This is a genomic window from Rhizobium sophorae (genome assembly GCF_013087515.1).
GTDB lineage: Bacteria > Pseudomonadota > Alphaproteobacteria > Rhizobiales > Rhizobiaceae > Rhizobium > Rhizobium sophorae.
Genome location: NZ_JABFCN010000051.1, coordinates 1 through 12,471 on the forward strand (window position 1 = coordinate 1; position 12,471 = coordinate 12,471).

13 protein-coding genes and 1 pseudogene are annotated in these 12,471 nt (G+C 59.6%); 7 read left to right on the plus strand and 7 right to left on the minus strand.

What is annotated here, in order from left to right; genetic code table 11:
• Positions 1-487: 487 nt before the first annotated feature.
• The 7 genes and pseudogenes from G9X64_RS28460 to G9X64_RS28490 all read right to left on the minus strand — a co-directional run bounded on the left by G9X64_RS28460 (position 488) and on the right by G9X64_RS28490 (position 6,592).
• Positions 488-2,458 (minus strand): hypothetical protein, encoded by a 1,971-nt coding sequence (locus G9X64_RS28460; protein WP_171377851.1) that lies wholly within the window; start codon positions 2,456-2,458, stop codon positions 488-490.
• A 634-nt stretch (positions 2,459-3,092) separates the two neighbouring features.
• Positions 3,093-3,323 (minus strand): annotated as a pseudogene (locus G9X64_RS28465) (magnesium chelatase domain-containing protein); the annotation flags it as partial.
• Between the two features lie 175 nt (positions 3,324-3,498).
• The gene (gshB, locus tag G9X64_RS28470; RefSeq protein ID WP_171377852.1) at positions 3,499-4,446 is read right to left on the minus strand and encodes a glutathione synthase; all 948 of its coding nucleotides are present in this window, start codon (positions 4,444-4,446) and stop codon (positions 3,499-3,501) included.
• Between the two features lie 85 nt (positions 4,447-4,531).
• Positions 4,532-5,035, minus strand: a complete 504-nt coding sequence (locus tag G9X64_RS28475) for a cupin domain-containing protein (RefSeq protein ID WP_168308000.1) — start codon at positions 5,033-5,035, stop codon at positions 4,532-4,534.
• A gap of 115 nt (positions 5,036-5,150) precedes the next feature.
• On the minus strand, positions 5,151-5,519 hold the full coding sequence (locus G9X64_RS28480; RefSeq protein ID WP_168308001.1) for a YraN family protein: 369 nt from the start codon (positions 5,517-5,519) through the stop codon (positions 5,151-5,153).
• Positions 5,509-6,426: a 16S rRNA (cytidine(1402)-2'-O)-methyltransferase gene (gene rsmI / locus G9X64_RS28485; protein WP_168308002.1), complete on the minus strand. Its 918-nt coding sequence runs from the start codon at positions 6,424-6,426 to the stop codon at positions 5,509-5,511. Before rsmI ends, G9X64_RS28480 begins: the two co-directional genes overlap by 11 nt.
• Positions 6,419-6,592, minus strand: a complete 174-nt coding sequence (locus tag G9X64_RS28490) for a methyltransferase (protein WP_168314398.1) — start codon at positions 6,590-6,592, stop codon at positions 6,419-6,421. Before G9X64_RS28490 ends, rsmI begins: the two co-directional genes overlap by 8 nt.
• Before the next feature lie 93 nt (positions 6,593-6,685).
• Between G9X64_RS28490 and dnaN the strand changes: the two genes are divergently transcribed.
• The 7 genes from dnaN (at position 6,686) to G9X64_RS28525 (ending at position 12,172) form a co-directional block, all read left to right on the plus strand.
• Positions 6,686-7,804: a DNA polymerase III subunit beta gene (dnaN, locus tag G9X64_RS28495; RefSeq protein ID WP_003555981.1), complete on the plus strand. Its 1,119-nt coding sequence runs from the start codon at positions 6,686-6,688 to the stop codon at positions 7,802-7,804.
• 54 nt (positions 7,805-7,858) lie between these two features.
• The gene (locus tag G9X64_RS28500) at positions 7,859-8,770 is read left to right on the plus strand and encodes a DUF72 domain-containing protein (RefSeq protein ID WP_168308003.1); all 912 of its coding nucleotides are present in this window, start codon (positions 7,859-7,861) and stop codon (positions 8,768-8,770) included.
• A 95-nt stretch (positions 8,771-8,865) separates the two neighbouring features.
• Positions 8,866-9,465: a phospholipid N-methyltransferase PmtA gene (gene pmtA, locus G9X64_RS28505; RefSeq protein ID WP_128404583.1), complete on the plus strand. Its 600-nt coding sequence runs from the start codon at positions 8,866-8,868 to the stop codon at positions 9,463-9,465.
• 1 nt (position 9,466) lies between these two features.
• The gene (locus tag G9X64_RS28510; protein ID WP_171377853.1) at positions 9,467-10,048 is read left to right on the plus strand and encodes a histidine phosphatase family protein; all 582 of its coding nucleotides are present in this window, start codon (positions 9,467-9,469) and stop codon (positions 10,046-10,048) included.
• Between the two features lie 6 nt (positions 10,049-10,054).
• Complete coding sequence (gene pyrF, locus G9X64_RS28515) at positions 10,055-10,762, plus strand: orotidine-5'-phosphate decarboxylase (RefSeq protein WP_168314655.1); 708 nt, start codon at positions 10,055-10,057, stop codon at positions 10,760-10,762.
• 29 nt (positions 10,763-10,791) lie between these two features.
• Complete coding sequence (locus G9X64_RS28520; RefSeq protein ID WP_168308006.1) at positions 10,792-11,079, plus strand: DUF1330 domain-containing protein; 288 nt, start codon at positions 10,792-10,794, stop codon at positions 11,077-11,079.
• A gap of 112 nt (positions 11,080-11,191) precedes the next feature.
• The gene (locus G9X64_RS28525; RefSeq protein ID WP_171377854.1) at positions 11,192-12,172 is read left to right on the plus strand and encodes a complex I NDUFA9 subunit family protein; all 981 of its coding nucleotides are present in this window, start codon (positions 11,192-11,194) and stop codon (positions 12,170-12,172) included.
• Positions 12,173-12,471 lie beyond the last annotated feature (299 nt).

Genomic DNA, 12,471 nt, shown 5'->3' on the forward strand with positions numbered 1-12,471 from the left:
CTCAATTCTCAATGGAAATTATGCGCCTAACCGGCTCAGTTCTGCGTGGAAAACAACACTGGTGTTCGTAGACATCTTTCAAAGTGGCGCACGTGAGGGGGACGAATGTCCGCGTTCTTTCCTATTTTCCATTCGTGTTTCCATCGGATGAAATTTAAGTGTCTTCGGTGTAGCGGCCCGACGCTGGAAGCGGTTGTCAACCACCCAACTGGTGGCGGCTCCAAGGAAAGGTAAATGAGCAGCTTTGCAGTGATGAGATCGAACTCCACGGACGGATCATCCAATCTAGCAAAGCTTGGCCAACCTTTGATCGGGACGTCAAAACGGATAACCTGCACTTTGACGCGTTCCCGATTTTTCCGCGATGTATCAATTTTCCACACATCGTCGGTAAATTGGCAGTCCCTGGTAAGCCACCACCGGGGCGCAAGCGCAGCTATGATCTGATCATGTTTGCTTCGGCGGGCAGGTTTAGGGTCTATGCTCATCAATATAACACCGGGAGCACGTCGTCGTTCGCTGCCAAGCGCTTCTGTACTATCGCAATAGCTCGCTGGAATCGCAACCTATGCCTGCCCCGCTCTAGCAAATTGCAGTAACCGTCAATGATGACTTGGTAAGGCAGCCATGATCGTACCCAACGCCAGGGATTCAGCGACTGCAAACGCTCGCGAAGCCTTCCCAACGCTAGCCTGGCAAGATGTAATATCTCTAAGGAACGATCATCAACGACGAGGAGACGGTTTTCTTCGCTAACCGTACCGACACTCGGTACAATATCCTCTTTCGAGCTATGAACGGATGCAAAATCAAGCCCGGAACCGAGACCTAGTTGCTGCCTCTTCTTTAGGTCATGTTCACTCAAGCCTAGCCAGCGAGCAGCATCGACGATACCAATAGACGCGGTGCTCTCCCAAAGCTCCATGAAAATTCGCATTTTTGACGAGTACACGGCATGTATTGTTGTTTCAGTCAGGTACTGATGCGTCATGTGCTCCGACGAATGATCCGCCAGAGCCATCGGAAGCCGTACGTTGAAAACGCCTTTGGCTGCCTCGATGTTTATGAAAGTCTTTCTGATAGCCCGATGAGTGAATGGGAGGCCGCCCAGTCTGGGATGGGGCGCAAGACGATCTAAGAATGCATACCACCAGCCTTTGTCCACTGAAGCTATATTGCTGGAGGCGTTCCCGTCGAACCGCTCTCGCCAAATCCAGAGGCTATTAGCCGAAACATTGCCATCGCGATCCGCCTTCTCCCGTAGGGGCAAACTCATGTCGAGCCATTGTTCAATGAGCTTTACTCCTGGGAGACGACCGTCCTGACCCTTGATCGGAAGGTTAGCTTCCGAAGTGTCAGTGTCCGAGAGAACGCCATTGATCTTCAAATTGTTAGCTCTGTTTTTAGCCGAGCCAACGGATTTAATTCTTCGCCGACCACGACTTGCTTCACCGACGAACGGGTTTCGCCCTAAATCTGCGCATGGCTGCATATTCCAGCCGGTGTCGATGAGAACGATTACAAAAGCGGCATGAAGCGCGCGAGGCGTGGCTCCCAGGTACGGTCGCAGTTTCGATTGGCCTCCAGCCGATACGATAAAACCTTGGACGCGGCATTGGGGTGATGCGCACTTGTATTCGTCATAGGTAATTGAATACAGAAGCTTTATTCCTAATTCAAAACGCTTCCGACTTCCCTTTTTTCCAAGGCTATGGCTGGATATTCCTTCTTTCATAAGTATCTCGTCAATTTGCCGAGCTGATGGTGTACCGTCGTCGAACACGATGCGTTGGCCGTCGAGGAACAGCTTGTACTCTTCAACGAATTCGTTCTCCAACTCGTCCCGGAGCAGCTGTAGTAACTCTATATTTTCCTTCAAAGCCGCGTCCTCGGCTTCTAACCAGGACACCGATGGCTTTAGTCGCCCTATCTCGCGTGATAGATCGGCAAAGACTGGTGTCCTCGTTCCGGGAATATGTGGAATGTGACCCGATACCGTGAACGGAGGCAGAAAGTTAACGTTTGCCAACAGCTTGCTTAGCCGTTTGATGCCATCCCAGAAGCCCGCCCTCGTTTTATCGTTTGTTGACGAGGTAAAGCTAAAATCATCGAAGTTCTTTAGTCTTTCGAAAGCGTCGGAGAGGGCACGCTCGACGTCGGCTTTGACTATCCTTTTGAGGTTCCCGTCCATTATCGCCCGAAAAAAATCGCTACCTTCCGCCTTACAACGTGCGGCGAGTCCCCCTTGCAACATAAAGCGTCGCCACGGGCCGAAGTAGTTCGCGCCTGTTGTCGCATTCAAGCCTCGTAACGTGGCTTGGAGTGCGGTGACTAGCGGCTGCAAGCGCGCCAAACCGTAGACCGGAACAAGCACGCTTAAGTCGTACTTCGCATGTCCGGGAACATAAAACTCCAACGCCTCAGTTGGCGCGTCAAATTCAGTGAAATCCTCATCCATTGGCAGATCAGCTCACGTCTTATCGAACTTTTCCTTCATGAAAGGAATTCTTGCGGAAGAATCCCGAAAACCACGAATTAGTGTTTTTTTCTTTTTTTTGACATCTAGATCAAAGAATTCCTTTATGAAATCGTTTCTACGTAGAATATATTTCCACTCCCAGGACATGTCAAGCGCCGGAGCGCAAGGTCCGGCACACACCCGCATTTGGTGTGAAAAGGGTCGCCGGATGCCGCTCCAGCCCTGTCCATGAGGTTTCCCCGGAGACTTCACACAATCGACAATGCGACTTGGAGTTGTTCAGCCCTGGATGAGTGTTGTCACGATGCTCAGTGCAAACCTGTTCGCCCGAACGGCGACATCTTTACCGTCGGACAGGAATTCTCATCCGAGAGCCGTTCTTCGCAACGACAGGAATTCCTTGAAAATCTTTCAGACCTTTTCTGAGCTGGCAAAAAAACGATGCGAGCGCGAACAGCCTGCAATTTGTGAGTTGCAGGCCACCTCTTAATCGAGCCGGTAAGGTCAGCGCCCACTAATCGCAGCGCGATTGACGTATCATCAGCAGGTGATTAATTTTCTTGTAAACTCAAAAACTTAGATCAGATACATTTTTTCGATGCTGGTTTCGGTCGCCTTCCTTCGGCAGGTCGGCAGGCGCCAGATTGACCGTCACCCGCTTCGCCGGCAGCGCCAGGCCTGAGGCGTGGAGGGCCGCCTGCACGCGCTCGCGGCTTTCGGCAACCGCCTTGTCGGGCAGACCGACGATCTGCATGCCGACCTTGCCGGGAGCGACCATGACCTGGACCTCGACCGGCACACCTTCGATACCCTGAAATGCCACCGTACTGACACGCGCGACCATATGCCCATCCCTTGTCCCGCAAACTCTTATACCGCCCCCGGCCGTTCAGGGCCAGCGGTTGCAATCTGGCATGGAAGCTGGAATAAAACAAGAACAATCAAAGAACATAGTCAGGCATCCGCTGTGACCTTGGTTGTGCTCGGTCGCGGGACCAGAACGGTCATGAGCGGCTGGCTCAGCCGCGCTTGCGCTCGATCGCATCCCAAAGCAGCGCTGCTATATCGGCGCCGCCGAACTTCTTGACCTCGCGAATGCCTGTGGGCGAGGTGACGTTGATCTCGGTCATGTAACCGCCGATCACGTCTATGCCGACGAGCAGGAAGCCGCGCTCCCTCAGCGCCGGGCCGATGCGGGCGCAGATTTCCTGTTCGCGCGGCGTCAGTTCGGTCGCCTCGGCGCGGCCGCCGACATGCATGTTGGAGCGGCTGTCGTGTTCGGCCGGAACACGGTTGATGGCGCCGGCGAATTCGCCGTCGACCAGGATGATGCGTTTGTCGCCCTTGCGCACGTCGGGCAGATATTGCTGGGCGATGAAGGGTTCGCGGAAAAGCTGGCCGAACATTTCCAGCAGCGAAGAGAGGTTGCGGTCGTCGCGGGTCGAATGGAAGACGCCGGCGCCGCCATTGCCGTAGAGCGGCTTCAGGATGATATCGCCCATCTCGTCGCGGAAGCGGCGGATCTCGGTGGCATCCTTGGTGATCAGCGTCTTCGGCATCAGATCGGAGAATTCGGTGACGAAGATTTTTTCCGGCGAATTGCGTACCCAGGCCGGATCGTTGACGACGAGCGTCTTCGGGTGGATGCGCTCGAGCAGATGCGTCGAGGTTATATAGGCCATGTCGAAGGGCGGGTCCTGGCGTAGCAGCACGACGTCCATGGTCGAGAGATCGACGCGCTCCGGCGCGCCAAGCTCGAAGTGATCACCCTTGACGTCGCGCAGCATCATCGGCTCGACGTGGGCATAGAGCTTACCGTCGCGAAAGCTCAGGCGGTCGGGGGTATAATGGAAGAGCTTGTAGCCGCGCGCCTGGGCTTCCAGGCTCATGGCGAAGGTGGAATCACCTGCGATATTGATGCCTGCGACATGGTCCATCTGGACCGCTACATTGGTGATCTTGGCCATTTCCATCCCTCGCTGAATGCCGGACAGATGTAGGTCGGCCAGATATCAAACGCAACGGGCAATCAAGGGCTTCCGGTCGCAGTTTTCAGGCGGCGATGCCCTGGTTGCCGTTGTTGCGCAGCATGTTGCGGAGACGGTAGGCAATTGCCAATGGCTTCGGGAAGGGCTTGCGCAGGAAGGCGACCTTGCGGACGTAAGTGTCGACCCGCCAGCTCGCCCAGGTTCCTCCGGCGAAAAAGGCGACGTCGCCGGCGCAGAGCGTTCGTTCGGTGCCGTCCTCGGCAGTGATATGGACCTCGCCTTCGAGGATCATCACCGTCTCGTCCCAGCCGAAGCGCCAGCGGAATTCGCCCGCCGTGCAATCCCAGATCGCCGTCAGCGAGGCCTCGTCATGGCCGCGCGAATGTTCGGCGGTGCGGGCCTGCGGATTGCCGCTGATAATCCAATCCGGATTGATCGGTGTGGACTTCAGCGGCAGCAGATCGCTCGCATGCGCCACGAAGGATTTTCCGGCCGGCTTCGCCACCGCATACGGCACCGAGCGCGCGGCCATGGCGACCGCACTTGCAAGCATCAGCTTCCAGGCCATGAAACAACCCCAATTGTTATCCCTACCAAGACTGCGATAGCAGAGAGTCGTAACGACCTGGTTCAAGCGGGAGCTAAAATTTTAACGATCCGGAAATCCGATGGGTCGAAAGAGGTCAGAAGGCATCCGGAAAGTGCCGCGGCAGCCGGCCGGGCATGATCGCGACGATGTCATAGCGCTGGGAAAGGCGAGCCTGATCCGCCTGGCGGGCGAGCCAGAGATCGCTTGCCGCCCGTATCCGCTTCTGCGAGGCGACAGAGACGGCATCGACCGCCGCGGCCTCGCCATGGCGGGCCTTGACCTCGACAAAGACGGCAAGATCACCCTTGCGGGCGATGATATCGATCTCGCCGAGCCGGGTGCGGTGGCGTAGCGCCAGAATGCGATAGCCTTTCAGCATCAGGAAGGCTGCCGCGACATATTCCGACATGCGGCCCCGGCGCAGCGCCTTCCTTCTGATCGTTGCGAGATCATTATCGCCCATCGGCGTTCTTGATCTCCAGCAGGCGCTGATAGAGCACCTTGCGCGGCAGGCCGGTGAGGCGGGCAGCCTCGGTCGCGGCGCCGGCCGTCGGCATCGACTTCGACAGGTCGGCCAGCATGGCTTCGACATCGGCCTCATCGGTCTCGACCGGCTCCGGCGGACCGATCACCAGGACGATCTCGCCCTTGACGTTTTCCACCTGCTGGTAATGGGCGGCGAGGTCGGCAAGCGTGCCGCGACGGAACTCTTCATAGGTCTTGGTCAGCTCGCGGCAGACGGAAGCGGGGCGCGTGGGCCCGAGCACATCGGCGGCTGCCAGAAGCGTTGCGCCGATGCGATGCGGCGATTCAAAGAAGATCAGCGTCGCGGGTACTGCTGCAAGTTCACCGAGACGGTCGCGGCGGGCCTTGTCCTTGGCCGGCAGGAAACCGGCGAAAAAGAAAGCATCGTTCGGCAGGCCGGAGCCGACAAGCGCTGCGAGCGGGGCGGAGGCGCCGGGAATGGGAATGACGCGGTAACCTGCCACTATCGCCTGCTGCGCCAGCCGATAGCCAGGATCGGAGACCAGCGGCGTGCCGGCATCGGAAACCAGCGCCACCGAACGCCCGGCTTCGAGCGCCTGCAGCAGCCTGGGACCGGCCTCGTCGGCATTGTGCTCGTGATAGGCGAAGGGGCGGTTCTGGATGCCGTAGCGGTCAAGCAGCACGCGGGTGACGCGCGTATCTTCGCAGGCAAGCACGTCGGCGCCGGCCAGCGTTTCGAGCGCCCGCAGCGTGATGTCGCCGAGATTGCCGATGGGGGTGGCGACGAGATAGAGCGCCGACTCCAGCGGCCGTGCCGGCACCGTTGCATTGTGCAGGCGGAAGCTTCGCCGGCTGGCGGCGTCCGCTGTCGTTTCCTCATTCATGCCATTTGCTTTCGTCCCGCCGGCTCGTCGCCGGCATCGAACCCTTATGGGCGAGCCGCACCGCTTCGGCAAGGGTTTGGATTTCTGTGAGCATTGCTCTGGAAAACCGCAAATGCAGGGGTGCCGGCGTCCATGCCTCTTGCAAAGCAATGCTGAAGTCTGCCATTTTGCCCGTCCACTCCCCCGGCCGCAAGCCGGGACAGCATTCTTCGGGTGCTCGACGCGCCCGGACAGTCACGGTCGAAAGCGGTAGCATCCCATGCGTATTACTATTGAGCGGTCAAACCTGTTGAAATCGCTGAACCACGTCCACCGCGTGGTCGAACGTCGCAACACGATCCCGATCCTGTCCAACGTATTGCTCAAGGCCGACGGCCAGAAGCTCGACATGAAGGCGACCGACCTCGACCTCGAAATCACCGAGGCGACACCTGCTAGCGTCGAGCAGCCCGGCGCAACCACCGTTCCCGCACATCTTCTCTACGACATCGTGCGCAAGCTTTCCGACGGCTCGGAAGTGCTGCTTGCCACCAGCCCCGATGGCGGCGCGATGACCGTGCAGTCCGGCCGCTCGAAATTCTCGCTGCAGTGCCTGCCGGAATCGGACTTCCCTGATCTCACAGCCGGCACCTTCACGCATTCCTTCAAGCTGAAGGCGACCGATCTGAAAATGCTGATCGACCGCACGCAGTTCGCGATTTCGACGGAAGAGACGCGTTATTATCTCAACGGCATCTTCTTCCACACGATCGAGAGCAATGGCCAGCTGAAACTCAGGGCGGTTGCGACCGACGGCCACCGGCTGGCGCGCGCCGATGTCGATGCGCCCTCCGGCTCCGAGGGCATGCCCGGCATCATCATTCCGCGCAAGACGGTCGGCGAACTGCAGAAGCTGGTCGACAATCCCGAAACGACGGTGACCGTCGAGGTTTCCGACGCCAAGATCCGGCTGACGATCGGCTCGATCGTCATGACCTCGAAACTGATCGACGGCACTTTCCCGGATTATCAGCGCGTCATCCCGACAGGCAACGACAAGGAAATGCGCGTCGACTGCACGAGCTTCGCACAGGCCGTCGACCGCGTCTCGACCATCTCCTCCGAGCGCGGACGCGCCGTCAAGCTGGCGCTTTCCGAGGGGCAGCTGATGCTGACCGTCAACAATCCAGACTCCGGCAGTGCGACGGAGGAAGTCGCCGTCGGCTACGACACGGATGCGATGGAAATCGGCTTCAACGCCAAATATTTGCTCGACATCACTGCCCAGCTTTCCGGCGAGGAAGCGATCTTCCTGCTTGCCGATGCCGGCTCGCCGACACTGATCCGCGACACCGCTGGCGACGATGCGCTCTACGTGCTGATGCCGATGCGCGTCTGACGGGAACGAAGGCCGCCCGCTGCCGTTTTTCCTCCTGTCAAAACGGAGGATCTCATGGCCAAAAAGACGGGAGCGGTGCGCATCGGCATATCCGGCTGGACCTATGCGCCCTGGCGCGGCCAATTCTACCCGGAGGACCTGCCGCAGAAGCAGGAGCTTTCCTACGCCGCCCGGCACTTCCGGTCGATCGAAATCAACGGCACATTCTACAGCTTGCAGCGTTCCGAAAGCTTCGGCCGCTGGCGGGATGAAACGCCGGATGATTTCGTCTTCGCGGTCAAGGGACCGCGCTTCATCACCCATATGCTGCGGCTGCGCGATATCGAGACGGCGCTCGCCAATTTCCTCGCCTCCGGCCTGCTGCGGCTTGGCCCCAAGCTCGGGCCGATCCTCTGGCAATTCCCGCCGAACATGGCCTTCGATCCTGATCTTTTCGAGAATTTCCTGGCGTTGTTGCCGCATAATGGGGAAACGGCGGCAGACCTGGCCCGGCGGCACGACGGACACGTCAAGGGGCGAGCCTGGCTTGAAAGCGACGGGCACCAGCCGATCCGCCACGCCCTCGAAATCCGCCACGAGAGCTTCCGCTCGCCCGCTTTCATCGAGATGCTCAGGCGTCACAGGGTCGCTCTCGTCTGCGCCGATACGGTGAAATGGCCGCTGCTGATGGATATCACCGCCGATTTCGTCTATTGCCGCCTGCATGGCTCCGAAAAGCTCTATGTCAGCGGCTATGAGGACGAAGCACTCGACATCTGGGCGCAACGCATCCGCGCCTGGGCCACGGGCGGAGAACCTGAGAATGCGACGCGGGTGCTGGCACCCGTAGCGGCGCGCAACAAGGGCCGCGACGTCTATCTCTATTTCGACAATACCGACGTGAAGCTGCGTGCTCCAGTCGACGCCGATCACTTGAGCGAAAAGCTCGCCGATCTCATGCCGCGTGTAGCGCCAAAAGCTGCATGAACTGTTGACGCCGATGTCCTTGTTGCGAAAATCCTTGTCCCTTAAGCGACAAGCGGCATATTAAGGCATTCGATCAACATGCGGATGGGTGGAGAATGAGCTTACGGGTCAAGGTGAAGGAACGGTTCGGGAAGAGGTTCGACGACGAGATCCGCTTCTTCCGAGGCATGATGCAGGGGCCGAAGACGGTGGGCTCGATCGTGCCGACCTCCTCGATCACGGCGAAGCGCATGGCAAGCGTCGTCGATATTCATTCCGGGCTGCCAGTGCTTGAACTCGGACCGGGCACGGGCGCCATCACCAAGGCCATCCTCGGCCGCGGCGTCCGGCCGGAAAATCTCGTTGCGATCGAATATTCGACAGATTTCCACAAACATCTGCTGCGGACCTATCCCGGCGTACACTTCATCAACGGCGACGCTTTCGATCTTCAGACCACTCTTGGCAATTTCAGTGGCCTCACTTTCGATTCCGTCGTCTCGGGCATTCCGCTTCTGAATTTCCCGATGGCGAAGCGCATCTCGCTGCTCGAAAGCCTGCTCGATCGACTGCCGGCCGGCCGGCCGATGGTGCAGATTTCCTATGGCGCGATCTCGCCGATCGCCGCCAATCCCGACCGCTACCATATCCAGCATTTCGACTTCGTCATGCGCAACATTCCGCCGGCGCAGCTCTGGATCTACAGGCGCGGCTGAGATGTTCGGGATCTACATCACCCATCCGCAGGTCAGGATCGACGCCAACGTGCCCGTGCCGAAATGGGGACTTTCCGATGTCGGCGCGGCGCGCGCCCGCAAAGCGGCAGAGAGCGGCTGGGCGAGGCAATTGCGGCGCATCATCTCCAGCAACGAGACGAAGGCGATCGAAACGGCCGAAATTTTGGCGAAAGCTTCCGGTGTTGCGATCGAGATCGTCCACGCCATGCACGAGAACGACCGCTCGGCCACTGGCTTCCTGCCGCCGCCGCAATTCGAAGAGGCTGCCGACTGGTTCTTCGGCCATCCGGAACAAAGCTTCAAGGGCTGGGAGCGCGCCGTCGACGCGCAGGCCCGCATCGTCGAGGCTGTGAACGCCGTTCTCGCCACGCACGATGCGACGGCGCCGATCGCCTTCGTCGGCCATGGCGGCGTCGGCACGCTGCTCAAATGCCATATAGCCGACAGGCCGATCTCCCGCGACCGAGACCAGCCGGGCGGCGGCGGCAATCTCTATGCTTTCGGTCTTGCGGATCGCCGCTTATCATGCGACTGGACACCCATCGAAGACTGGCAGGGGTGACTTCAGATGGACGCACGCGAGCGGTTGATCGTCGGCCTGGATGTTCCAACGATCGGCGAGGCGGAAAGACTGGTTTCCACGCTCGGCGACGACATTCTCTTCTACAAGATCGGCTATCAGCTGGTCTTTGCCGGCGGCCTGGAATTCGCCCGCGATCTTGCCGCAAGCGGCAAGAAGATCTTTCTCGACATGAAGCTGCTCGACATCGACAACACCGTGGCCTCCGGCGTCGAGAACATCGCCAAGATGGGTATGTCGATGCTGACGCTGCATGCCTATCCGAAAGCCATGAAGGCGGCGGTCGAGGCCGCGGCCGGCTCTGGCCTCTGCCTGCTCGGCGTGACCGTGCTGACCTCGATGGACGCCAACGACCTTACCGATGCCGGCTATAGCCAGGATCCGCACAGCCTGGTGCTGCGCCGCGCCGAACAGGCGCGCGCCGCCGGCATGGGCGGTATCGTCTGCTCCGCCGAGGAAGCAACTGCGGTGCGCGAGATCGTCGGACCCGACATGGCAATCGTCACCCCCGGCATTCGCCCGACCGGAAGCGACAAAGGCGACCAGAAGCGGGTGATGACGCCTTTCGACGCGCTGAAGGCGGGAGCGACGCATCTCGTCGTCGGCCGGCCTGTCGTCAGGGCGCCGGATCCCCGAGATGCCGCCCGCGCGATCCTCAGCGAGATGGTGAGCGCACTCTGGCCGGCAAATCGCTAACCAGAGTCAACGACAAAAGGGAGAAGACCATGGCCAAGGGATACTGGATCGCCCGCGTCGACGTTCGCGATGCCGAGCGCTACAAGGATTACGTGGCGGCGGCCAAGCCGGCCTTCGAAAAATACGGCGCGAATTTTCTCGCGCGCGGCGGCGCCTTCACCGAACTCGAGGGCAAGGCACGCACCCGCAACGTGGTGATCGAATTCCCCTCGATGCAGCATGCGGTCGACTGCTATAATTCGCCGGAATACCAGATCGCCGCGAAAATCCGCCAGGAAGTCGCGGATGCGGAAATGGTCGTCGTCGAGGGCGTCTGAGCAACTTCGCGTTCGCAAAAACTGACGGCGTGATGGGCCTTCCCGTCGCGCAGGGATTCGGCTAAGACGAGAGCCTATTCAGCATCCCGCAAAGCCTTTCGAGGAGCCTGCCATGACCCTTGCCAACCTGCCGCCGCTCGTCACCGTGTTCGGAGGGTCCGGCTTCGTGGGCAGGCACGTGGTTCGGGCGCTGGCCAAGCGCGGCTATAACATCCGCGTCGCCGTGCGCCGTCCCGATCTCGCCGGCTTCCTGCAGCCGCTCGGCAATGTCGGCCAGATCTCCTTCGTGCAGGCAAACCTGCGCTACCGCAGCTCGATCGATCGCGCCGTTGATGGTGCGAGCCACGTCGTCAACTGCGTCGGCATTCTGCATGAGACCGGCCGCAACACTTTCGACGCCGTGCAGGAATTCGGCGCTCGTGCGATTGCCGAAGCCGCGCGCGGCGCAGGTGCGACGCTGACGCATATTTCGGCGATCGGCGCCGACGCGAAATCCGATTCTGACTATGGCCGCACCAAGGGCCGCGCCGAAACGGCCATCCTCTCGGTTAAGCCCGATGCGGTGATCTTCCGTCCGTCGATCGTCTTCGGACCGGAGGACAGCTTCTTCAACAAGTTCGCCGAGATGGCACGCATGTCGCCAATCCTGCCGCTCGTCGGCGGCGGCAAGACGAAATTCCAGCCTGTCTATGTCGAGGATGTCGCCGAGGCCGTCGCCCGCGCCGTCGACGGCAAGGTCGCCGGCGGCAAGGTCTATGAGCTTGGCGGGCCTGAGGTGCTGAGCTTCCGCGAATGTCTCGAGACGATGCTGAAGGTAACGTGCCGCAAGAACCCGCTGATATCCCTGCCCTTCGGCATCGCTTCGATGATCGGCAGCATCGCTTCGCTGGTCCCCTTCATAACGCCGCCGATCACGCCGGACCAGGTGCGCCTGCTGAAGCGCGACAACATCGTCTCCCGGGAAGCCGAGGCGGAAGGCCGCACGCTGAAGGGCCTTGGCATCACGCCCACCATGGTGGCATCGGTGTTCGGCTCCTATCTGGTGCACTATCGTCCGCACGGCCAGTACACCGGTACCGGCAAGGCCGCCTGACCGTCTTTTCGAGACGATGAGACTTTTTTCCCGACGATGAGGCTTGGCCGTCTGCGGATGCCGCGGGCGGCCTTTTGGCCATGCCGTGTCCCGCAAAGCCCGGCGCAAGTTTGAGGTGTTCTGGTGCTCGGCATATTCAGTAGCGTTGCATAAAAGACGCATCGGAAATTTTGTGGAATTAACGCCAAATTTAGCAGGAACGTTTATTGCTATTTGCCATTCCACTGACTACCAAACCCGCGCGTCTTCCAACGGACTCAACGCCTGTGGTCGCGCGCGGCAATCACTGTGAAAGGCAA

Coding starts and splice junctions, on each gene's coding strand:
- G9X64_RS28460 (WP_171377851.1), bottom strand. CDS start 2,458: ATGGATGAGGATTTCACTGAATTTGACGCGCCAACTGAGGCGTTGGAG.
- gshB (WP_171377852.1), bottom strand. CDS start 4,446: ATGGCCAAGATCACCAATGTAGCGGTCCAGATGGACCATGTCGCAGGC.
- G9X64_RS28475 (WP_168308000.1), bottom strand. CDS start 5,035: ATGGCCTGGAAGCTGATGCTTGCAAGTGCGGTCGCCATGGCCGCGCGC.
- G9X64_RS28480 (WP_168308001.1), bottom strand. CDS start 5,519: ATGGGCGATAATGATCTCGCAACGATCAGAAGGAAGGCGCTGCGCCGG.
- rsmI (WP_168308002.1), bottom strand. CDS start 6,426: ATGAATGAGGAAACGACAGCGGACGCCGCCAGCCGGCGAAGCTTCCGC.
- G9X64_RS28490 (WP_168314398.1), bottom strand. CDS start 6,592: ATGGCAGACTTCAGCATTGCTTTGCAAGAGGCATGGACGCCGGCACCC.
- dnaN (WP_003555981.1), top strand. CDS start 6,686: ATGCGTATTACTATTGAGCGGTCAAACCTGTTGAAATCGCTGAACCAC.
- G9X64_RS28500 (WP_168308003.1), top strand. CDS start 7,859: ATGGCCAAAAAGACGGGAGCGGTGCGCATCGGCATATCCGGCTGGACC.
- pmtA (WP_128404583.1), top strand. CDS start 8,866: ATGAGCTTACGGGTCAAGGTGAAGGAACGGTTCGGGAAGAGGTTCGAC.
- G9X64_RS28510 (WP_171377853.1), top strand. CDS start 9,467: ATGTTCGGGATCTACATCACCCATCCGCAGGTCAGGATCGACGCCAAC.
- pyrF (WP_168314655.1), top strand. CDS start 10,055: ATGGACGCACGCGAGCGGTTGATCGTCGGCCTGGATGTTCCAACGATC.
- G9X64_RS28520 (WP_168308006.1), top strand. CDS start 10,792: ATGGCCAAGGGATACTGGATCGCCCGCGTCGACGTTCGCGATGCCGAG.
- G9X64_RS28525 (WP_171377854.1), top strand. CDS start 11,192: ATGACCCTTGCCAACCTGCCGCCGCTCGTCACCGTGTTCGGAGGGTCC.